At 64.6% G+C, this 20,950-nt stretch carries 17 protein-coding genes; 7 read left to right on the top strand and 10 right to left on the bottom strand.

Features of this window, described 5'->3' with window-relative positions:
• Positions 1-10: 10 nt before the first annotated feature.
• From ACNFBT_RS18755 to ACNFBT_RS18715, 9 genes are all read right to left on the bottom strand, one after another.
• The gene (locus ACNFBT_RS18755; protein ID WP_416751874.1) at positions 11-1,762 is read right to left on the bottom strand and encodes a DUF2138 domain-containing protein; all 1,752 of its coding nucleotides are present in this window, start codon (positions 1,760-1,762) and stop codon (positions 11-13) included.
• A 38-nt stretch (positions 1,763-1,800) separates the two neighbouring features.
• Positions 1,801-2,613 (bottom strand): YfaP family protein, encoded by an 813-nt coding sequence (locus tag ACNFBT_RS18750; RefSeq protein WP_416751872.1) that lies wholly within the window; start codon positions 2,611-2,613, stop codon positions 1,801-1,803.
• Positions 2,614-2,778: 165 nt separating this feature from the next.
• Complete coding sequence (locus ACNFBT_RS18745; protein WP_416751870.1) at positions 2,779-3,720, bottom strand: AEC family transporter; 942 nt, start codon at positions 3,718-3,720, stop codon at positions 2,779-2,781.
• A gap of 69 nt (positions 3,721-3,789) precedes the next feature.
• The gene (locus ACNFBT_RS18740; protein ID WP_416751868.1) at positions 3,790-4,221 is read right to left on the bottom strand and encodes a bactofilin family protein; all 432 of its coding nucleotides are present in this window, start codon (positions 4,219-4,221) and stop codon (positions 3,790-3,792) included.
• Between the two features lie 18 nt (positions 4,222-4,239).
• On the bottom strand, positions 4,240-4,521 hold the full coding sequence (locus ACNFBT_RS18735; protein ID WP_416751866.1) for a hypothetical protein: 282 nt from the start codon (positions 4,519-4,521) through the stop codon (positions 4,240-4,242).
• 67 nt (positions 4,522-4,588) lie between these two features.
• The gene (locus tag ACNFBT_RS18730; protein ID WP_416751864.1) at positions 4,589-5,563 is read right to left on the bottom strand and encodes a M23 family metallopeptidase; all 975 of its coding nucleotides are present in this window, start codon (positions 5,561-5,563) and stop codon (positions 4,589-4,591) included.
• A gap of 191 nt (positions 5,564-5,754) precedes the next feature.
• The gene (locus tag ACNFBT_RS18725; RefSeq protein WP_416751862.1) at positions 5,755-7,488 is read right to left on the bottom strand and encodes an ABC transporter ATP-binding protein/permease; all 1,734 of its coding nucleotides are present in this window, start codon (positions 7,486-7,488) and stop codon (positions 5,755-5,757) included.
• Positions 7,489-7,555: 67 nt separating this feature from the next.
• Positions 7,556-8,116 carry a response regulator transcription factor gene (locus tag ACNFBT_RS18720; RefSeq protein WP_152220615.1) on the bottom strand — a complete coding sequence of 187 codons (561 nt, stop codon included), beginning with the start codon at positions 8,114-8,116 and terminating at the stop codon, positions 7,556-7,558.
• A 24-nt stretch (positions 8,117-8,140) separates the two neighbouring features.
• Positions 8,141-9,397: an ATP-binding protein gene (locus ACNFBT_RS18715; protein ID WP_416751860.1), complete on the bottom strand. Its 1,257-nt coding sequence runs from the start codon at positions 9,395-9,397 to the stop codon at positions 8,141-8,143.
• Positions 9,398-9,625: 228 nt separating this feature from the next.
• Between ACNFBT_RS18715 and ACNFBT_RS18710 the strand changes: the two genes are divergently transcribed.
• The 3 genes from ACNFBT_RS18710 to ACNFBT_RS18700 all read left to right on the top strand — a co-directional run bounded on the left by ACNFBT_RS18710 (position 9,626) and on the right by ACNFBT_RS18700 (position 13,855).
• On the top strand, positions 9,626-10,342 hold the full coding sequence (locus ACNFBT_RS18710; RefSeq protein WP_416751858.1) for an SIMPL domain-containing protein: 717 nt from the start codon (positions 9,626-9,628) through the stop codon (positions 10,340-10,342).
• A 266-nt stretch (positions 10,343-10,608) separates the two neighbouring features.
• A complete protein-coding gene (locus tag ACNFBT_RS18705; RefSeq protein ID WP_416751856.1) occupies positions 10,609-12,213 on the top strand; it encodes an ABC transporter substrate-binding protein in 1,605 nt (534 codons plus the stop codon).
• Between the two features lie 49 nt (positions 12,214-12,262).
• Entirely contained in the window at positions 12,263-13,855 is a 1,593-nt protein-coding gene (locus ACNFBT_RS18700; RefSeq protein ID WP_416751854.1) for an ABC transporter substrate-binding protein, read from the top strand.
• A gap of 123 nt (positions 13,856-13,978) precedes the next feature.
• Here the strand turns inward: ACNFBT_RS18700 and ACNFBT_RS18695 are convergent, their stop codons facing one another.
• A complete protein-coding gene (locus tag ACNFBT_RS18695) occupies positions 13,979-15,196 on the bottom strand; it encodes a M24 family metallopeptidase (protein WP_416751852.1) in 1,218 nt (405 codons plus the stop codon).
• Positions 15,197-15,370: 174 nt separating this feature from the next.
• Between ACNFBT_RS18695 and ACNFBT_RS18690 the strand changes: the two genes are divergently transcribed.
• The 4 genes from ACNFBT_RS18690 to ACNFBT_RS18675 all read left to right on the top strand — a co-directional run bounded on the left by ACNFBT_RS18690 (position 15,371) and on the right by ACNFBT_RS18675 (position 20,899).
• Positions 15,371-15,934 carry a helix-turn-helix domain-containing protein gene (locus ACNFBT_RS18690; RefSeq protein ID WP_416751850.1) on the top strand — a complete coding sequence of 188 codons (564 nt, stop codon included), beginning with the start codon at positions 15,371-15,373 and terminating at the stop codon, positions 15,932-15,934.
• A gap of 197 nt (positions 15,935-16,131) precedes the next feature.
• Complete coding sequence (locus tag ACNFBT_RS18685) at positions 16,132-17,739, top strand: ABC transporter substrate-binding protein (RefSeq protein ID WP_416751848.1); 1,608 nt, start codon at positions 16,132-16,134, stop codon at positions 17,737-17,739.
• Positions 17,740-17,879: 140 nt separating this feature from the next.
• Positions 17,880-19,301 (top strand): OprD family outer membrane porin, encoded by a 1,422-nt coding sequence (locus ACNFBT_RS18680; RefSeq protein WP_416751846.1) that lies wholly within the window; start codon positions 17,880-17,882, stop codon positions 19,299-19,301.
• Positions 19,302-19,312: 11 nt separating this feature from the next.
• The gene (locus ACNFBT_RS18675; RefSeq protein ID WP_416751844.1) at positions 19,313-20,899 is read left to right on the top strand and encodes an ABC transporter substrate-binding protein; all 1,587 of its coding nucleotides are present in this window, start codon (positions 19,313-19,315) and stop codon (positions 20,897-20,899) included.
• Positions 20,900-20,950 lie beyond the last annotated feature (51 nt).

The following is a 20,950-nucleotide window of genomic DNA, read 5'->3' as shown; positions in this document are numbered from 1 at the left end:
GGTTTGCGGATCACAGCGCCTTCCAGTCCAGCGGCAGCCACTGCCATTCGCCGCTGGGCTCGCTGCCGGCCGGCAGCGTCAGGGCGTAGGAGCCGTTGCCGGCGAGAGTCTTCAGCCGCGGCAGGAGCAGTGTGTCGGCGGCGTTGCGGAACACCGGCTCGATGTCCTGCGGCAGGCTGTCGAGGGTTTCGCGCTGGAGCAGTTCGGACAGCGTCTTGGGTGCGAGGTACGCGGGCACCACGGCGTCCTTGGGCAGCACATCGGCCAGCGGCGGGAAGCGCTTGGCCAGGGTGTTGCGGGCCTTGTCCAGCAGCTTGTCGTCGATGGAGAACAGCAGGGTGTTGCCATCACGCAGCAGGCTGACGCGGAAGAAGCCGTTGCCACTGACCTGGTCGGGATTCTCCGCCTCGCTGGCCGGGTACTGACCGAAGCGCGAGCTGACCTGGCGCTGCCACAGACGGCCTTCGCCCTCGGCGCGACTCTCCACCTCGAAGGCGCCGCCCTCCACATTGGCTTCGTAGGCACCGATCATGCTGCCGAACAGCTTGCCCAGCTGCTCGTCCAGCTCGGGGCCGGCGGGTGCGTCGAGCTTCACCGCGAGCAGCGGCGAGTGCAGGCGCGAGTCCGGGTACCAGCACAGGCCGGCGGCACCAGAGAGGTGCTCGGAGAAGGACGCCGCCATCTTCTGCTCGGCGCCCAGCTTCACCAGCATGCTGTCGTACAGGCCCGGCGTCACCGGCAGCGCCACGCAGGCGCTGGCGCCCATGGGCATGGCCTGCCACACGGGGCTGAAGTCCAGGTCAGGCTGGCGCGCCACTTCATTCAACGCCAGGTAGCTGTGCCAGCCATCCTTGCCCTGCTCGAAACGTACGCCGGCGAAAGTCGGGATGAAGCGCTGGTAGCCCATGGCGAGCACGCTGGCACCCAGGGTGATGCGCTGCTTCAGCTCACCGCGCGGCTCCAGGGCGAAGTCCTTGGCGAACAGCGGCTCGCCTTCGAGCAGGGTGCCCAGGTCCTTGGCGGTGGCGGCGTCCGGCTCGCCCAATCCGCCCTCATTGGCGGCGGGGAAAAGCATCTTCGGATTCGACAGCACCAGCATTTGGTCGCCGCGGGAAACGAACAGCACGCCCTTCTCGGCACCGTAGCGCAGGCTGTAGACCGGCGTGGCAGCCCCCTTCACCTGGATTTCCGACACCTTCCTGAGCTGGGTATCGTCAGCGGCGACCTTCGCCAGCGGCTCCAGGATCTTGGCCAGGCCACCACGGCGCAGGACCACCATGAAGTCGCGCAGGCGGCCGTCGGCGCCACGCCAGAGGGCGACCTGGGCCGGCTGGTCGAGCAGTTCCTCGATTACGCTGTCCTTCAGGGTCAGGTCGTGTTCGTAGACGATGCGCCGCAGCGTCCCGGTCAGGCCCAGGCGGTCGGCGTTGTTCTCGTAGTAGAAGACGAAGTCCTCGGTGAGCACGTCGCGCAGCAGCGGCACTTCCAGCACCGCCTTGGGCAACTGACTGAGCGAGGCGCTCTCGATCAGCGCGTCGGGGCGCGTGACGTCGCGGACCACTTCCGGGCTTTCCGGTGCTTCCAGGGTGCCGACCGGCGCGGAGTGGAAAGCCGGAATCAGGCCGAAGGCCAGGGCCAGGCCGCCGGCGACCAGCACGGCAGCGACCACGCCGATGGCGATCAGCGGCCCACGGCGCGGGGCCTGTTCTGCCGGTGGCGTAGGAGTGCTGTCTTGGCTGCTGGAGGGCGTATTGTCGCTCATGGATCGCTTGTCCCGTGTCATCCCTGCGAGGGGCGAATTCAGTAGTTGAAGGTCTTCACCAGCACCAGATCACCGATGGTGCGCATGGGCACCACGAAGGTCTCGCGCTTCTCGTTGACGGTATTTTCGTTGAACACCAGGTTGATCTCGGCGGTGATCACGTCCTGCTCGTGGTTGCCTTCCTGGAAGTTGTAACCCTGGCTGGCGCTGTAGTTGCCCCAGTAGTTCACGTAGACCAGGTAGGTGCCGTGCAGCGGCGCGGCCATGGTGAACATTTCCGGACCGGGGCCGTCGACGCCGTCCGGGTCGAGGCCACCGCCGTTGCTCAGGCGCGGGTGGGCCCAGAAGGCATGTTGGCCGTCGGGCGTGACGATATGCAGGTCGAGTTCGGCCTTGGGATCGTTCCAGCCCAGCGCCAGGCGGATGCGCGGCGGAATGCGGCTGTTGTTGGCCTCGTAGAACTGGAGGCGCTTGAGGGATTTGCCCTGGTCGCTGCTGACCGCGACGCTGTTGCTGCCCGCGCCGAAGTTGTAGGGGCGGACGAACTTGCCTTCGGCATCGGTATAGAGGGGTAACGGGTTGCCGTTGACCACCAGGCGCTGGGCGCGGTCCACACCGGCGACTTCGCGCAGGTGGCCTTCGATCAGGCTGCGACCGCGCGCACCGCCACGGTCGATGGGCGGGGTCGGATAGGCAACGCGGGGCACGCTGGGATCATCGGTCAGGCCGGAGTAGCGCCAGCCGGCGGTCGGGCTGTTCAGCTCGGCGCTCGGCTCGGCAGCGACCACCGCCGCCAGCAGACAGGCTGGAAGACAGGAAGCGGCACACAGGGTCCGGCGCGTGAGATGCATGAACAATCCTTGATCGTGCAAATGGATGCCAAATGTAACTGTTCTTGTACAGCGAAGAAATGAACTTCAGAGCGTCTTGTGGAGCAACCGAGTCTTTCAGCAATGTCTTACAAAAATCTACGCGTATATCGTACTTCGCCAGCCTGCGAATACGCCTCGTCGCGCCTACATCCAGCCGCCCCATTGCAGCAGGAAGATGCCGATATTGGTGGTTACCGCTGCCGCCAGGGTAGTGATCACGATGATCGAGGCGGCCAGCTCATGGTTGCCGTTCGCCGCGCGTGCCATCACGAAGCTGGCGGCCGCCGTCGGGCTGGCGAAGTAGAGGAAGAGCACGCCCAGCTCCGCACCGCGAAACCCGAAGCACCAGGCGCCGAAGGTGCAGATCAGCGGCAGCCAGACCATCTTCATCAGGCTGGCGCTCAAGGCAATGCCACCACTTTCCCGCAGTGACGCCAGCGACAGGGTCCCGCCGATGCAGATCAGCGCCAGCGGCAGGGTCATCTGCGCAAAGTAGCCGGCCGAGGTCAGCAACCAGGCCGGCAGCGCGATCTGCAGCCAGGAGAACGGCAGAGCTGCCAGTACGCCGAGGATCAGCGGATTGCGCAGCACGCTCTTGAAGATGCTCCAGGGGTCGGACTTCATGCTCGGGCTGTAGATCGCCAGCACCACCGACGAGAGCGTGTTGTAGCAGAGGATCACCAGGGCGGCGAGGACGGAGCCCAGCGCCAGGCCGTGTTCGCCATAGAGGCTGGTGGCCAGCGCCAGGCCGATGATGCCGTTGTTACCGCGAAACGAACCCTGGGTATAGATGCCGCGGTCCGCGAAAGGCACTCGCCAGATCGACCAACCCCAGGCGAGCAGGAAGCCCGCCAGCGTTGCCGCGCAGAAGTACAGCAACAGCGCCGGACGCGCCGCGCTGTGCAGGTCGGAGTGGTAGATGCCGAGAAACAGCATCGCCGGCATGGTGGCGTTGAACACCAGCGCCGAAGCGGTCTGGATGAACTCCGGATTGATCGCCCCCATGCGGCGCAGCAGCACTCCGAGGAACAGCATGGCGAAGACCGGAGCGGTGATGCCGAAGGTCTGGAGCAGGAGTGCGAGCATGCGGCGGAACGTTCAGGACGGTGGGAAGGGTAATCATAGCAAGCTAAGTACCGATCCCGCCGCGGCAAATCAGGCCTCGGCTGCCTCTTCACGCGCCGGCGCCGGCAACTCCAGCGGTCTGGGAGCCTCGCCATCGGCCAGGCGGGTCAGCTTGCCGTCCACGGTGGCGCCATTTTCCATGCTCAGCTGGCGGTACTGGATGTTGCCCATCACTCGCGCATTGGAGTGCAGTTCCAGCAGATGCTCGACATAGAGGTCACCGATGATGGTGCCGTCGATCAGTGCATCGTAACTGCTCACGTTGCCCTCGATCCGCCCTTCCGCGCTCAGCGCCAGCAGGCTCGCCGCGCCCGGCTTGTGGCTCACATTGCCCTTCACGGTACCGAGGATCTTCAGGCCGTCTTCGAACTGCAGGTCCCCTACCAGCGAGACGTTACCCGACAGCAGGCTGGAGAACCTGTCCACCGACACCTGCGGCGCCTTCTTCTTGTTGCTGAACATCTGTCCTCCTACGACGGACTACTTGCCAGGTTTCTGCTGGCGGAAGAAGGCCAGCTCAGTCTTGAGTTTCTTGATTTCGGCGGACATCGCGTCAATCCGGCGCATCAGCTGCTCGCGATTGGCCTGGTCCTCCTCGCCTTGCAGGCGCCGCTCTTCCAGAGCCGAGGTCAGATTGGCGTTCTCGGCTTCCAGTGCCTCGATGCGCTGGCGCATCTGCCCGTCATCGTGCGAGCGCAGCAGGTAGTTCCCCGCCAGCACCGCAGACAGGGCAACGCACAGCAGCAGGACGACCCAACCCACTCGGGCCTTGCTGCGAGGAACATGGGGCTGGTGCTCGGCACGCAACAGGTCGCGGGTGCTGGGCGCCCTAGTCCGAGGCCATGCCATCGCTGTCGATCTCCATGCCGCCCAGCGAGAGGAAGTTCTGCGGGTCGACGAATTCGCCGTGGTAGAGCACCTCGAAATGCAGGTGCGGCCCGGTGGAGCGGCCGGTGGATCCCACCTTGGCGATCTCCTGCCCCGGCAGTACCACGTCACCCACCTTCACCAGCAGCTTCGAGGCATGGGCATAGCGGGTCACCAGGCCATTGCCATGGTCGATTTCGACACGGTTGCCGTAGGAGGGATTGCGGTCGGCGACTATCACGCGCCCACCGGCGGCGGCGTGAATCGGGCTGCCCGTGGGTGCCGAGAAGTCCTGACCGGAATGGAAGGCCAGGCGGCGATTGAAGGGGTCGACACGGTTGCCGAAGGGCGAACCCAGGCGCGCCTCCTCCATCGGCCGGCGGGCGGGGATGGCCATGAAATCGGCACTGCGCCGGGCAACCTGGTCCATCAGTTGATCGAAGACGCGGCGCAGGCAGCGGGCGGAGCGCTCGTTCTGCTCGATGTCGGCCGACGGCAGCGGTTCGGCGCAGGGACGCGGCGGCAGCAGGATGCCACCTTCCCCCTTGACCGGCTGCCGGGCCGCAGGCGCCTTGGCCTGCGGGGCCAAAGCGGGGTCGAGCTTCGACAGTTTGCGAGCGATCTCTTCATGGCTGTCGACGGCCTGCAGCAGGTAGGCGGCGTCCTTTTCCAGCACCTGCAGGCGGCCGGACAATTGGCCGATGCGCTCGGTAGCGAAGCGCTCCTCCGGCTCCCCGGCACTATTCCCGGCCTGGGCGATTGGCAATGACGGTGCGACTGGCTCGACATGGGCGCGCCCCACCCAGATACCGCCGGCAAAAGCCGCAACAGCCACCACCAGCGACACGCAGACGGCGCCCAGCAGGAGCCGGCGCGGGTCGACCAGGCGCAGGTCCGAGCGGGTCAGGGCCTGCCGTGACGGGGAAAGGGACTTCATGACGGTACCGTTGAGCTGCCGTGAAGCCGGGCAGTGCCCGGCCGGGGCGCACAGGGTACCTGTTCCTGAAAATTTCGCAGCGACTAAACACTGGGAAATGTAAGAAATTAAGAAGAATTCATCCCGTTTGAGATGACTTTCAGATGTTTCCTACTAACCACCTCACACTATTCCAGGGAATCAATCTGCCATCAGGCCGGCAATACCGCCTCCATTTCCCGCAACCGGCGATCCTCCAGACGCAACTGCCGGGGGTGGAATCGCTTGAGGCTGCCACGGTGGCCGATGCTGATCAGGGTGACGCCCGGCAACTGCTCCAGCAGCACCTGGTAGAGCGCCGCTTCGTCGGCTTCGTCCAGGGCCGAGGTGGCCTCGTCGAGGAACAGCCAGCGCGGGGCGTAGAGCAAGGCGCGGGCGATGGCCAGGCGTTGCTGCTCGCCGGGCGACAGCACGCGCTGCCAGTGATCGGCTTCGTCCAGGCGTGGCGACAGCGCGTCCAGGCGGCACAGGTGCAATACCTCTTTCATCCGCTCGGCGTCGTGGCTTTTGCCCGGCTCCGGATAGCACAGCGCCTCGGCCAGGGTGCCGATCGGCAGGTAGGGTTTCTGCGGGACGAACAGGCAGCGCGCCTCGGGCATCTGCACCACGCCACTGCCGTAGCGCCACAGGCCGCTCATCGCACGCAGCAGGGTGCTCTTGCCGCCACCGGAGGGGCCGCCGATCAGCACATGCTCGCCGGGGGTCAGGGTCAGGCTGGCGGGCTCGAGCAACTCGCGGCCGCTGCCAAGGCTCAGGCTGAGGCTCTGCAGCTGCAGCGTGTCACCGGTCTTGCGCACGTCGATATTGGCCGACTCATGGGCCGTCTCGACCATGGCGCCACGGAAGCTCAGCAGACGGTCGCAGGTGGCGCGCCAGGTGGCGAGGCTGGCATAGGCATCGATGAACCAGCTCAGGCCGTCCTGCACATTGCCGAAGGCCGAGTTGATCTGCATGAGCTCGCCGAGCTGGATCTGCCCGGAGAAATAGCGCGGCGCGGCGACGATGAAGGGGAAGACGGTGGCGATCTGCGCGTAGCCTGAGCTGAAGAAAGTCAGGCGCTTCTGCACTTTCATCAGCTCCCAGAAGTTGCCCCAGACGTTGCGGAAGCGCGTCATCAGCCGCTCGTTCTCGTTGGCCTCGCCGTTGTACAGGGCGATGCTCTCGGCGTTCTCGCGCACCCGCACCAGGCCGAAACGCAGGTCCGCCTCGAAGCGCTGCTGGCGGTTGTTCAGGCCGATCAGGCGACGGGCGATCAGGTGGGTCAGCCAGCTGCCGACCGCCGCGTAGAGCAGCGCGGCCCAGAACATGTAGCCGGGGATGGTGATGCCGAACAGTTCGACGCTGCCGGACACACCCCAGAGGATCACCGAGAAGGACACCAGGCTGACCAGGTTGCGGATCAGGCCCAGGCCGAGGGTCAGGGTGGTGTCGGTGAAGCTGTTGAGGTCTTCGGAAAGGCGCTGGTCAGGGTTGTCGGTGTGGCCACGCTGTTCCAGGCGGTAGTAGTTCTTGTCACCCAGCCAGGCGGCGAAGTGTTTTTCCGTCAGCCAGCGGCGCCAGCGGATGGTGAGCATCTGGGTCAGGTACAGGCGATAGACCGCCGTGAGGATGAACACCGCCGCGATGCCGGAGAACATCAGCATCAGGTGGATGAAGCTGTTCAGGTCCTTGTTCTGCAGGGCGTTGTAGAAGTCGCGGTACCAGCTGTTGAGCCAGACGCTGAGGGCCACGCCGACCAGCGACAGGGCGATCACCACGATCAGCAGCAGCCAGGCCGTTCCCTTCTCTTCGCTGCGCCAGTAGGGCGCGGTGAGTTGCCAGACTCGGTGGAAGAAGTGGCTGCGAACGGCGTCGTTCGCCGCGCGGTATTCGGCGCTGTCGGTCATGGAATCAAGCTCGCACGGCTGAAAATAAAAGGAGCGCTCAGTTGGCGCTCCTCGTGTTATCGATTACTTAACGCCTCACCGGGCGCTTCTGCAGCTTACGCTGCAAGGTTCGCCGGTGCATACCCAGGGCACGGGCGGTCGCGGAGATGTTGCCATCGTGTTCGGCAAGCACGCGCTGGATATGTTCCCACTGCAGGCGATCCACCGACATGGGGTTTTCCGGCACCAGGGTATCCAGGTTGGCGTGTTCGGACAGCAGACCGGTCAGCACGTCGTCGGCGTCGGCCGGCTTGCACAGGTAGTTGGTGGCGCCGCGCTTGATGGCCTCCACCGCGGTGGCGATGCTGGAGTAGCCGGTGAGGATCACCACCCGCATCTCGGGGTCCAGCTCCAGCAGCTTGGGCAGCAGCACCAGGCCGGAATCACCGTCCATCTTCAGGTCGAGCACGGCGTAGTCGGGCAGGTCCTCCTTGGCCAGGGCCAGGCCTTCTTCGGCGGAGCTGGCGACCGATACCCGCAGCCCGCGGCGGGTCATGGCGCGGGCCATGACGCGGGTAAAGGTGGCGTCGTCGTCCACCAGCAACAGGTGGGGCTGCTCTTCGCCTTCGAACTGGATCTCTTCGCTCATGGGACTTCCTCGCAGACGTGGCCCTCAAGCCACGCCATAGCTTCTTGGCAGACGCAACTCAGTCAGAGTGCCGCCATCTTCATGGTTGTACAACTTCACCGTACCGCCCGCCCGCGTCACGCTGGCCTGGCTGAGGAACAGGCCCAGGCCGAAACCCTTGCCCTTGGTGGTGAAGAAAGGCTTGCCGAGCTGTTCGGCAATGGCCAACGGAACGCCCGGCCCCTGGTCGCGGATGCTCAGACAGATTTCCCCGGCATCCCAGTCCAGACGGACGTCCAGGTCATCGGGGCAGGCGTCGGTGGCGTTGTTCAGCAGGTTGAGCAGCGCCTGGCTCAGGTCGGTGGGCGGGACCATGCGCGGCGCCTTGCCCTTGCCGAGGGTCTGGTAGCGATAGCTGGCTTCCGGTCGCATCAGGTGCCAGCGGTGCAGCACCGAATCCACCCATTCGTCGGCGCCCTGCTCGATCACCGCCTGCCGGCGATCGGCCTCGGCGGCGCGCACCAGGTGCTGCAGGGTGTCCTTGCAGAGCTTCACCTGCTCCTGCAGCAGGGCGAGATCTTCCTGCAACATCGGCTGGTCGGCATTGGTCTGGCGCAATTCCTTGAGCAATACGCTCATGGTCGCCAGCGGCGTGCCCAGTTCATGGGCGGCGCCGGCGGCCTGGGTGGCCACGGCGAGCAGTTGCTGGTCGCGCATGCCTTCCTCGCGGCGCTGGGCCTGCAATTGCTCCTGCCGGCGCAGCGATTCGGACATGCGCGCAACGAAGAAGGTGATCAGCGCGGCGGCCAGGGCGAAGCTCAGCCACATGCCATAGACCAGCAGGTTGTCACGTTGCCCGGCGGCCATTTCCAGCGGGTGGAACCACACCAGCAGCACGGTGTAGCTGGCCAGCGCCAGGCCGGCGAGAACGATGGTGTAGAGCCAGGGCAGGGTCGCCGCGGCGATGGTCAGCGGCACCAGGTAATAAGAGACGAAGGGGTTGCTGGAGCCGCCGGAGAAGTACAGCAGCACGCTATGGATGATCAGGTCGCAGGCCAGCTGGACGGCGTATTCCAGCTCGGTCACCGGCCAGGGGCCGCGCAGGCGCAGCGCGGTGCCCAGGCAGAGCACCAGGGAGATGCCGAGGGTCACGCTCAGTGCCAGCCATGGCAGCTGGATCAACTGGGCCTTGTAGGCGAGTCCGACGGAACCTGCCTGGGCGGCAAGCACGAGAATACGGATAAGCGTCAGATGCAGGAGGTTCTGACGACTGGCGGAAAGCTGGAAAACCGGTGTGCGCATGGTGAATTCCGGAATTTGCGCGAGTATAGCCAAGAGCCCCCTCCAACTTATGCGGCATAGCGCCACAGCATACTCCAGCGCGGCCTGCCTCGATCGCCCGATCGAAACAATTGGTGACATCCGTCATTAACCCGAACAGGAACGAATCCTCGTCAAAGGGTCTGACAGTCCTCGCCACAGCTTCTACTAGGCTGTGGCCGGGACATTTTCTGGAGCAAGGAGTCATCCATGTCTGTACTGAAGAAACCCTTCACCGCCATCGCCGCCGCCATCGCCCTGTGTGCCACCAGCCTGGGTGCGCTGGCAGACGAACCTCGCTACAACCAGGTTTCGCTGCGCGCCGAAGTCAGCCAGGAAGTCGCCCACGACCTGATGCACGTGACCCTGTTCACCGAAGGGCAAGCCAACGATCCCGCCAAGCTGGCCGGCGAGACCACCACCGCGCTGAACGCTGCCCTGGAGCAAGCACGCAAGGTCAAGGGCGTGACCGTCAGCCTGGGTAGCCGCAACAGCTACCCGGTGTATGACGACAAGGGCCAGAAGATCACCGCCTGGCGCGAGCGCGCGGAAGTCCGCCTGGAGAGCGCCGACTTCGCCGCCCTCTCGCAGCTCACCGCCGATCTGCTGGGCAAGCTGAAGATGGGCAGCATGAACTTCAGCATCGCCGACGCTACCCGGGTGAAGAATGAAGATGCGCTGATGAAGGACGCCGTGGGCGCCTTCAAGGCCCGCGCCCAGGTGCTCACCGACGCGCTCGGCGGCAAGGGCTACAAGCTGGTCAGCCTGAACCTGAACACCTCCGGCACGCCGCGCCCGATGCCGGTGATGCGCATGGCGGCGATGAAAGCCGACAGCTACGGCGGCGCTCCGGCGCAGGAAATCGAAGCCGGTACCAGCCAGGTCGTGGTCAGCGCCGACGGCACGATCGAAGTGCAGATGCCCTGACCTGAACCGTTACCGCGGCGCCACTTCGGAGGCCCTGCGGTAACGGCACTCCCCCTCTTCTCGCGCGGCGCCTCCGGGAACCGGTGCGCCGCGACCTGACCACACGGTTCCCATTGTCGAAATTGCGACATTCCCTTGCACTCGCGTCACAACTTCTACACTCATCCCCGTCAGTAGCTTGCGCACGGCATGTGCCGTGCATAGTTTCACGCAACGCAGCCCACAAGGCTGTGCCTCGATGACAACCAGAATAACCAGAGGTCCGTATGCGTAAGAACGCCGTCATCCGCTCCATGATTGCCGCTGGGTTGATCGCCAGCGCTCCGCTGTTCGCTCAGGCCGCCAACAACCTGGTCTACTGCTCCGAAGGCAGTCCGGCGGGCTTCGACCCGGGCCAGTACACCACCGGCACCGACTTCGACGCCTCGGCGGAAACCATGTTCAACCGGCTGACCCAGTTCGAGCGCGGCGGCACCCAGGTCATCCCCGGCCTGGCGGAGAAGTGGGACATCTCCGAAGACGGCAAGACTTACACCTTCCACCTGCGCTCGGGCGTGAAGTTCCACACCACCGACTACTTCAAGCCGACCCGTGAGTTCAACGCTGACGACGTGCTGTTCACCTTCAACCGCATGCTCGACAAGAACCACCCGTACCGGAAGGCCTACCCGACCGAATTCCCCTACTTCACCGACATGGGCATGGACGCGAACATCGCCAAGGTGGAGAAGGTCGACGACAAGACGGTCAAGTTCACCCTCAACGAGGTCGACGCCGCGTTCATCCAGGACCTGGCGATGAGCTTCGCCTCCATCCAGTCCGCCGAGTACGCCGACCAGTTGCTCAAGCAGGGCAAGGCCAGCGACATCAACCAGAAGCCGGTCGGTACCGGACCCTTCGTGTTCAGTCGCTACCAGAAGGACGCGATGATCCGCTTCAAGGCCAACCCGGACTACTGGAACAAGGGCGAGGTGAAGATCGACAACCTGATCTTCGCCATCAACACCGACGCCTCGGTGCGCATGCAGAAGCTCAAGGCCAACGAGTGCCAGATCACCCTCTTCCCGCGCCCGGCCGACCTGGAAGCGCTGAAGAAGGACCCGAACCTGAACATGCCGTCGCAGCCGGGCTTCAACCTCGGCTACATCGCCTACAACGTGCTGCACAAGCCGCTGGACAAGCTGGAAGTGCGTGAAGCGCTGGACATGGCGGTGAACAAGAAGGCGATCATCGACGCCGTCTACCAGGGCGCCGGCCAGCTCGCTGTGAACGGCATGCCGCCAACCCAGTGGTCCTACGACGACAGCATCAAGGACGCCGGCTACAACCCGGAAAAAGCCAAGGAACTGCTGAAGAAGGCCGGCGTGCCCGAAGGCACCGAGATCACCCTGTGGGCCATGCCGGTGCAGCGCCCCTACAACCCCAACGCCAAGCTGATGGCCGAGATGCTGCAATCCGACTGGGCCAAGGTCGGTATCAAGGCGAAGATCGTCACCTACGAGTGGGGCGAGTACATCAAGCGCGCCAAGGGTGGCGAGCATGACGCCATGCTGATCGGCTGGAGCGGTGACAACGGTGACCCGGACAACTGGCTGGGCACTCTCTACGGCTGCGACGCCGTGGATGGCAACAACTTCTCCAAATGGTGCGACAAGCCCTACGACCAGCTGATCAAGGAAGCCAAGCGCACTCCGGATCAGGCCAAGCGCACCGAGCTGTACAAGCAGGCCCAGCACATCCTCAAGGAGCAGGTGCCGATCACCCCGATCGCCCACTCCACCGTGTACCAGCCGATGCGCAAGACAGTGCAGGACTTCAAGATCAGTCCGTTCGCGCTGAACTCGTTCTACGGCGTCAGCGTCGGGAAGTAAGGCCAGCGGCCGCCGGGTCCTCCGGCGGCCTCTTCTCCGGCAACCCGCCGTGCGCACCGCGCTCGCCCGCCTGACCCTCGTCAGCCTGCTCAGTTGCGCGCCGGCCTTCGGCCAGTCCCTGGTGGTCTGTACCGAGGCCAGCCCGGAAGGCTTCGACATCACCCAGTACACCGCCGCCACCACTGCCGACGCATCCGCGGAGACGGTGTTCGAACGCCTGGTGCAATTCGCCCCCGGCAGCACCCGAGTGGTGCCCGCGCTGGCGGAAAGCTGGGCAATCAGCGATGACGGACTGCAATACACCTTCACCCTGCGCCAGGGCGTGAAATTCCACAGCACCGACTACTTCACGCCGACCCGCGAGTTCAACGCCGACGACGTGCTCTGGAGCCTCAAGCGCCAGCTCGACCCGCAACACCCGTGGCACAAACTGGCTCCGCGCGGCTTCCCCTACGCCGAGGCGATGGGCCTGCCCGGGCTGATCGGCGCAGTGGAAAAGCTCGACGACTACCACGTGCGCTTCACCCTGAAGCACCCGGAGGCGCCCTTCCTCGCCGACTTGGCGATGGGCTTCGCCTCGATCTGTTCCGCCGAATACGGCGATCTGCTGCTCGCGGCGCAGAAGGCCGAGCAGTTGAACAACCTGCCTGTCGGCACCGGGCCGTTCGTCTTCCAGCGCTACCAGAAGGACGCCCAGGTCCGCTTCAACGCCAACCCGGACTACTGGGCCGGCAAGCCGAAGATCGACCGCCTGCTGCTGGCGATCACTCCCGATCCGAACGTGCGCATCCAGAAGGTCAAGGCCGGCGACTGCCAGATCGCCGTCTACCCCAAGCCCACGGACATTCCCGCGCTGCGCCAGGAGCCGAACCTGAAAGTGGAGGAGCTGGACTCCCTGCTGGTGGCCTACGTGGCGCTCAATACCCGGCACAAGCCGCTGGACGACGTGCGCGTTCGCCAGGCGATCAACCTCGCCTTCGACCGCAACGCCTACCTCAAGGCCCAGTTCGGCGAAGGCGCCGCGACCCCGGCGGTCGCGCCCTATCCACCAACGCTCTGGGGCTCCGACCCACAACTCAAGGGCTGGCCGCACGACCCGGCGCGGGCGAAACAGCTGCTGGAGGAGGCCGGCATCCGGCCTGGCCTGAAGCTGTCGATCTGGACCCGCCCCGGCGGCGGGCCGACCAACCCCAACCCCGGTATTGGCGCGCAGATGCTGCAGGATGACCTGGAGAAGATCGGCATCCGCGCCGACATCCGCGTGTTCGAATGGGGCGAACTGATCAAGCGCGCCAAGCAGGGCGAGCACGACCTGATCTTCATGGGCTGGGTCGGCGACAACGGTGACCCGGACAACTTCCTCACGCCGAACCTGTCCTGCGATGCCGCCAGGAGCGGCGAGAACCAGGCCGGCTGGTGCAACGCCGAATTCGACGAGCTGCTGCGCCAGGCCCGCGCCAGTACCGACCAGGACGTCCGCGCCGGCCTGTACCGCCAGGCGCTGGCGATCTTCCAGCGCGAGGCGCCGTGGATCGCCCTGGCCTATCCCAAGCAGTTCGCCGTCGTACGCCTCGGCGTCAAGGGCTTCACCCTCAGCCCCTTGGGCTCGAACAACTTCTCGCGGGTCGAGCTGAGCCCCTGAGTGTTATCTGTAGGAACAACTGTCTTCTGGGCTCCCGCGTCCGCGGGAGTGACGGAGTTATGCGCTGCCCTACACACTCATCATCCCCGCGAACGCGGGGACCCAGAAACAACGTAGGAGCGCTCAGCCTTCCAAACCGAACGGATCGTCCACCGAATGGCTCGGCCGGGTGAACCAGCGCGGACCTTCCGCCGTCATGTAGAAATGATCCTCCAGACGAATACCGAACTCGCCCGGCACGCAGATCATCGGCTCGTTGCTGAAGCACATGCCGACGTCCAGCGGCGTGCTGTCGCCACGGACCAGATACGGACCTTCGTGGATATCCAGACCGATTCCGTGACCGGTGCGGTGCGGTAGTCCTGGCAGCGCGTAGTCCGGTCCGAGACCTCCGACCTCCAGGCAACGCCGCGCAGCGGCATCCACCTGCTCGCAAGGCGAGCCGAGCACGGCAGCATCGAACGCCGCCTGTTGCGCGGCCTTCTCCAGGTTCCACAGCTCGCGCTGACGCGCACTGGGCGTGCCGAACACGTAGCTGCGGGTGATATCCGAGTTGTAGCCGTAGAGCTGGCAGCCGGTGTCGATCAGCACCATGTCACCGTCGCGCAACGGGCGCGGCTGGCGTACGCCATGAGGGAAAGCGCTGTCCTCGCCGAACAGCACGATGCAGAAGGTCGAACCCGGCGCGCCCACCTTCCTGTGCGCGGCCTCGATGAAGCGCGTCACTTCGGTGGTGGTGATGCCTTCACGCAGGATGCTGGCGGCGGCCTTGTGCACCTCCAGGGTCATGTCCTTGGCCCGCTGCATCAGCGCCAGCTCGGCCGGCGACTTGCAGCGTCGGCACTGTTCGATCAGCGCCCCCGCGTCGACCAGCTGCACCGCTCCCACGGCCTGGCGCAGCCGCTCATACATGCCGAATGGCAGGCTGTGGCAAAGACCCACCCGCGCCCCCGCATGAATCTCGCTCTCCGCCAGCATCGCCATCAGCAACGTGAAGGGGCTTTCGTGTTCCGCCCAGACGCTGATGCTGCCGGGCAGCACCTGCAGATCGCGCACAGTACCTTCTTCGAAAGCGGGAGCGATGTAATGCACGTCACCCCGCGCCGGCACCAAAGCGCCAACCAGCCGCTCGCTCGGACTCCACTTCAGCCCGGTGAAATAGAACAGCGAGCTGCCCGCATCGACGAACACCGCCGCCATTCCCTGGGCCTGCATGAGTTGCTGCAGGCGTTCGATGCGCTGGCGATATTCCTCCAGCGCGATCGGCTCGGCGCCAGCGGTCATCACCTGCAACTTGCCCAGTGCCTGATCGGGGCTGACGCCCCCTACACCCAGTGTCATGCGACTCTCCCTGCGGGAACGGAAATGACGGAAATTTAAGCAGCACTGAAATTTCGGGTCAAAGACTTTTCAGCCGCGAAGGCTTTCAACCCGATTTTCCTCCCCTTCATGGCGCAATGCTTTCAGAGGGCGATGACGCTGGTATGCTGCCGGCGTCCCACAAGAGCCTTACCAATGTCCGCAGATCGTATCGGAGAACGCCTGCGCCGTTATCGGCGCGCGGCGAAGAAGACCCTGAACCAGGTGGCCGCCGAATCGGGCCTCACCGCCAGCTTCCTGTCCCAGGCCGAGCGCAATCTTACCGGCGTCTCGCTGTCATCCCTGGCGAGCATCGCCAAGGCCCTCGACGTGCCGCTCAACGCGCTGTTCGACTCGCCGCAGCAGATACCGCCGGACTCGCACCAGGGCGAGCGCGTGCGCTACACCATCGAAGGCCAGCCGCTGAGCTACGAGCGGCTGTCCAGCAGCTTCCCCGGCAACCAGCTGAACGCGGTGAAAGTGACGGTCCCGGTGGGCTACGAATCGGAACTGATCACCCACGACGGCTCGGAATTCGCCTACGTCCTCAGCGGGCGCATCACCTACGTGATCGACGGCCACACCTACCCGCTCGGCCCGGGCGACTCCGTGCATTTCGACTCTGGCAAACGCCACTGCCTGCGCAACGCCGGCGACAGCATCGCCGAAATGCTCTCGGTCACCACCCTGCCGCTGTTCGGCGAACATCCCGCGACCTGATTCACAGACCGAGAAAATTTTCAGCACCACTGAATTTTAAGTTGAACTTAATTTCAGCCTGACTTAACTTCGGCGGCGGTCTGGGCAGCCACGGTCCAGCCATTTACGGACGGCCCTACCCGGCCCCGTCCGCCCGAGCCGGTCCCGGACCCTATCGGTTCGCCGGCCCCTCAGAAGAACAAGAATGAGGTCAGGCAATGCGCAAGATGCAACGTAATCCCCTGCACGCAATCGCCCTGGGTGGGCTGTTGCTCGCCGGCTCCGCGGCCCATGCCGCTTCCAGCCTGGTGTACTGCTCCGAAGGCAGCCCGGCGGGTTTTGACCCCGGCCAATACACCACCGGCACCGATTACGACGCCACCTCGGAAACCCTGTTCAACCGCCTCGTGCAGTTCCAGCGCGGCGGCACCGAAGCCCAGCCGGCCCTGGCGCAAAGCTGGGAAACCTCCGCCGACGGCAAGACCTGGACCTTCCACCTGCGCCCGGGGGTGAAATTCCACACCACCGAGTACTTCAAGCCGAGCCGCGAATTCAACGCCGACGACGTGCTGTTCACCTTCAACCGCATGCTCGACAAGGACCTGCCGTTCCGCAAGGCGTACCCCACCGAGTTCCCCTACTTCACCGACATGGGCCTGGACCGCAACATCGCCAAGGTCAGCAAGGTCGACGAACACACCGTGACCTTCAGCCTCAACGAAGTCGATGCGGCGTTCATCCAGAACCTGGCGATGAACTTCGCCGTCATCCAGTCCGCCGAATACGCCGACCAGTTGCTCAAGCAGGGCAAGCCCGCGGAGATCAACCAGAAGCCGATCGGCACCGGTCCCTTCATGTTCAGCCGCTACCAGAAGGACGCGCTGATCCGCTTCAAGGGCAACAAGGATTACTGGAAACCGGAAGACGTGAAGGTCGACAACCTGGTCTTCGCCATCAACACCGACGCCTCGGTGCGCATACAGAAGCTCAAGGCCGGCGAATGCCAGATCACCCTGAACCCGCGCCCGGCCGACCTGGAAGCGCTGAAGCAGGACCCGAACCTGAACATGCCCTCGCAGCCGGGCTTCAACCTCGGCTACCTGGCCTACAACGTCACCCATGCCCCGCTGGACAAGACCGACGTGCGCCGCGCGCTGGACATGGCGCTGAACAAACAGGCGATCATCGACGCCATCTACCAGGGCGCCGGCCAGCTGGCGGTGAACGCCATGCCGCCGACCCAGTGGTCCTACGATACGTCCATAAAGGGCCAGGCCTACGATCCGGAACAGGCCAAGGCGCTACTGAAGAAAGCCGGCGTCGCCGAAGGCACCGAGATCACCCTGTGGGCCATGCCGGTGCAGCGCCCCTACAACCCCAACGCCAAGCTGATGGCCGAGATGATCCAGGCCGACTGGGCCAAGGTCGGCATCAAGGCGAAGATCGTCACCTACGAATGGGGCGAGTACATCAAGCGCGCCCACGCGGGTGAACACGACGCCATGCTGTTCGGCTGGACCGGCGACAACGGCGACCCGGACAACTGGCTGGGCACGCTCTACGGCTGCGATTCGGTGAGCGGCAACAACGTCTCCAAGTGGTGCGACACGGACTACGACAAGCTGGTGCGCCAGGCCAAGGCCACCACCGACCACGACCAGCGCGTCGCCCTTTACCAGAAGGCCCAGCAGCTCCTGGCGCAGCAGATGCCCATCAGCCCCATCGCCCACTCCACCGTGTACCAGCCCATGCGCAAGTCGGTGCAGGGCTTCCTGATCAGCCCCTTCGGGCGCAACTCCTTCTACGGCGTGGCCAACCAACCCTGACCACCGCCTGAAAGCCAGCCCGGCGCAGACCGGGCGGCGTGTCCCGCCTTCTCCTCCGCCTGCCGGCTCCCCCATCGTCGCGATGGGTGGAGGAGATGCATTCGTTGCTAGGAAAACTTAACTACAACAAGGAGCAACTCATGCAGCACTACGCACTCACGCAGTCCCTCCTGGCCCTGGCCATTGGCTGTGTCGTACAGAACCCGGCGTGGGCCGCCAAGGCTGGCGAAGACCTGCCTCCCGAGGAAGACAACCGCGCGCAGGAAGTGGTGGTGAAGGGCCAGGCCAGCACCCGTGGCTTCATCGAAGGCCAGCAACTGACCTTCAGCACCCGCAACTTCGCCGCCCGCGAGCAGATGAAGGACAGCTTCCACTTCAACATCAAGAAGGACGGCTATACCGAACCGACCCACAGCCGTTACACCTGGACGCAAGGCAGCCAGCTCAAGTACAGCTCCGGCTACACCCAGGGCACCATTGGGGTTGGCCTGGAAGCCGCCGCATTCAACGAAATTGCCCTGGAGCGCGGGCACGGGGCAATCGCCGGGGGCGGCACCCGGACCCTGACCGACAGCGACGGCGACGCCGTAGGGCAATGGTCGAAGATGGGGCTGGCGAACTTGAAACTGCGCGCCTCCAACACCGAACTGCGCGCCGGCCGCCAGCAAGTGGAAACCCCAGTCTTCAATATCAACGACAACCGCGCCCTGCCTTCGTCCTTCGATGGCGTCAGCCTGCTCAGCGAAGAGCTCGAAGGACTGCAACTGCAGGGCGGCAGCTTCACCCGCGCCAGCCCTCGTACCGGATCAGGCAACGAACGCCTCACCAGCGAATACGGTGCACAGGGTTTCCATGGCGACCGTTTCAGCTATGCGGGCGGCAGCTACCAGGCACTCAGGAACCTGAAGCTGACAGCCTACGCCGGCAATTTCGAGGACGTCTGGAACCAGTACTACTTCGGCGCTTCCCACGACCTGGGCGACCCGGAAACCCTGGCGCTGAACACCAGCCTGAACTACTACAGCACCCACGACAGCGGCGACCGCAAGGCCGGCTACATCGACAACGACGCCTACAGCCTGGGCTTCACCCTGACCCACGGCGCCCACGCCGTGCTGCTGGGCTGGCAACAGATCCGCGGCGACGAATACTTCGACTACGTGCACGAAACCGCCGCCATCTACCTGGCCAACTCGCTGCTGTCGGACTACAACGGCCCCAATGAAAAGTCCCTGCAACTGCGCTACAGCACCGATTGGGCCGGCTTCGGCGTTCCCGGCCTGACCAGCATGATCTGGTATGCGAAGGGCTGGGGCATCGATGGCACCCACTACGACGGCGACCGCAACGGCGCTTATGGCAACTATGACGAAGTGCGCAATCAGGACGGTGAGAAGCACCACGAACTGGGTCTATCGGGTGGCTATACGCTTCAGGGCGGCCCGCTCAAGCAGAGCAGCTTCCGCCTGACCTACATGAAGCATCTCGCCAGCCAGAACCAGGTCGACGGCAGCGTCAACGAGATCCGCCTGGTCAGCAACTTCCCCTTCAACCTGCTGTAAGGAGAGCCGGCATGTTCAACGCACGCCTACTTCCCCTGCTGCTCGCCCTGGGCAGCGGCACCGCCCTGGCGCAGAACCTGGCGGTCTGCACCGAAGCGAGCCCTGAAGGCTTCGACATCGTCCAGTACACCGGGGCGGTGAGCTTCGACGCCGCCGCCGAGACCGTCTTCAACCGCCTGGTGGACTTCCGCCCCGGCACCACCGAACTGGAGCCGGCCCTGGCCGAACGCTGGGAGGTCAGCCCCGACGGGCTGACCTACACCTTCCACCTGCGCCCCGGCGTGAAGTTCCACAGCACCGAGTACTTCAAACCGACCCGCACGCTCAATGCCGACGACGTGCTCTGGACCTTCCAGCGCGCCCTCGATCCCCAGCATCCCTGGCACGCCTCCGCGGTGCGCGGCTACGCCTACTTCGACGCCATGGGCATGCGCGACCTGATCAAGTCGGTGGACAAGCTCGACGACCTCACCGTGCGCTTCACCCTGAACCACGCCGAAGCACCCTTCCTGGCCGACATGGCCATGGGCTTCGCCTCGATCTACTCCGCCGAATACGGCGACCAGCTGCTCGCCGCCGGCCAGCAGGGCCAGTTGAACAACCTGCCCATCGGCACCGGCCCCTTCGTCTTCAGCCGCTACGCCAAGGACGCCCAGGTGCGCTACCGCGCCAACCCGGACTACTTCCGCGGCAAGCCGGCGGTCGACAACCTGGTCTTCGCCATCACCCTCGACCCCAACGTGCGGATGCAGAAGGTACGCCGCAACGAATGCCAGATCGCCCTGTACCCCAAGCCCTCCGACGTGCCGGCCCTGCAGCAGGACAAGAACCTGGCGGTGGACAGCATCGACGCGCTGATGACCACCTACGTCGCCATCAACACGAAGCACAAGCCATTGGACGACGTCCGCGTGCGTCAGGCGATCAATCTCGCCATCGACAAGAAGGCCCTGATCGACGCGGTGTTCGGCGCCAATGCCGCGAGCCCGGCGATCAATCCCTATCCGTCGACGCTGCTGGGCTACAACAAGGACCTCCAGGACTGGCCGCACGACCCGGAACGGGCCAGGGCCCTGCTCAAGGAAGCCGGTGCGGAAAACCTCAAGCTGACCCTTTTCATCCGCAATGGCAGCTCGCCGACCATCCCCAATCCAGCGCTGGCGGCACAGATGATGCAGGCGGATCTGGCCAAGGCCGGCGTCGACCTGCAGATCCGCTCCCTGGAGTGGGGCGAGCTACTCAAGCGCTCCAAGGCTGGCGAGCATGACCTGTCGCTGCTGGGCTGGGCCGGAGACAACGGAGACCCGGACAATTTCGTCAGCCCGAACCTCTCCTGCGCCGCTGCGAAATCCGGCGAAAACCAGGCATTCTGGTGCGATCAAGCCTTCGAAACGCTGATCCAGGAAGCCCGTCAGACGAATGACACGGCTAAACGGGCAGAACTTTACAGAAAGGCGACATCCATCTTCCATGAACAATCACCATGGATTCCCCTCGCGCATCCTAAGCTGTTCAATGTGCGACGCAGCAATATCGAGGGCTACACCATCAGCCCGCTGACCACCAACAACTTCGCCAACATCCAGGTGAAGCAATAAGAAACCGGCGCCATCAGCACCCCCGATGAGTAGCCGCTCGATGAGGAGTCC

The sequence above is a fragment of the Pseudomonas sp. NY15181 genome, from assembly GCF_048068055.1.
Classification (GTDB): Bacteria; Pseudomonadota; Gammaproteobacteria; order Pseudomonadales; family Pseudomonadaceae; genus Pseudomonas.
Note: the sequence above shows the minus strand (reverse complement) of the source record. Positions and strands in the feature narration are given on the sequence as shown.

What these genes read in the sequence shown, in the direction of transcription:
- ACNFBT_RS18755 (WP_416751874.1), bottom strand. Translation starts at nt 1,762, where the DNA reads ATGAGCGACAATACGCCCTCCAGCAGCCAAGACAGCACTCCTACGCCA.
- ACNFBT_RS18750 (WP_416751872.1), bottom strand. Translation starts at nt 2,613, where the DNA reads ATGCATCTCACGCGCCGGACCCTGTGTGCCGCTTCCTGTCTTCCAGCC.
- ACNFBT_RS18745 (WP_416751870.1), bottom strand. Translation starts at nt 3,720, where the DNA reads ATGCTCGCACTCCTGCTCCAGACCTTCGGCATCACCGCTCCGGTCTTC.
- ACNFBT_RS18740 (WP_416751868.1), bottom strand. Translation starts at nt 4,221, where the DNA reads ATGTTCAGCAACAAGAAGAAGGCGCCGCAGGTGTCGGTGGACAGGTTC.
- ACNFBT_RS18730 (WP_416751864.1), bottom strand. Translation starts at nt 5,563, where the DNA reads ATGAAGTCCCTTTCCCCGTCACGGCAGGCCCTGACCCGCTCGGACCTG.
- ACNFBT_RS18725 (WP_416751862.1), bottom strand. Translation starts at nt 7,488, where the DNA reads ATGACCGACAGCGCCGAATACCGCGCGGCGAACGACGCCGTTCGCAGC.
- ACNFBT_RS18720 (WP_152220615.1), bottom strand. Translation starts at nt 8,116, where the DNA reads ATGAGCGAAGAGATCCAGTTCGAAGGCGAAGAGCAGCCCCACCTGTTG.
- ACNFBT_RS18715 (WP_416751860.1), bottom strand. Translation starts at nt 9,397, where the DNA reads ATGCGCACACCGGTTTTCCAGCTTTCCGCCAGTCGTCAGAACCTCCTG.
- ACNFBT_RS18710 (WP_416751858.1), top strand. Translation starts at nt 9,626, where the DNA reads ATGTCTGTACTGAAGAAACCCTTCACCGCCATCGCCGCCGCCATCGCC.
- ACNFBT_RS18705 (WP_416751856.1), top strand. Translation starts at nt 10,609, where the DNA reads ATGCGTAAGAACGCCGTCATCCGCTCCATGATTGCCGCTGGGTTGATC.
- ACNFBT_RS18695 (WP_416751852.1), bottom strand. Translation starts at nt 15,196, where the DNA reads ATGACACTGGGTGTAGGGGGCGTCAGCCCCGATCAGGCACTGGGCAAG.
- ACNFBT_RS18690 (WP_416751850.1), top strand. Translation starts at nt 15,371, where the DNA reads ATGTCCGCAGATCGTATCGGAGAACGCCTGCGCCGTTATCGGCGCGCG.
- ACNFBT_RS18685 (WP_416751848.1), top strand. Translation starts at nt 16,132, where the DNA reads ATGCGCAAGATGCAACGTAATCCCCTGCACGCAATCGCCCTGGGTGGG.
- ACNFBT_RS18680 (WP_416751846.1), top strand. Translation starts at nt 17,880, where the DNA reads ATGCAGCACTACGCACTCACGCAGTCCCTCCTGGCCCTGGCCATTGGC.
- ACNFBT_RS18675 (WP_416751844.1), top strand. Translation starts at nt 19,313, where the DNA reads ATGTTCAACGCACGCCTACTTCCCCTGCTGCTCGCCCTGGGCAGCGGC.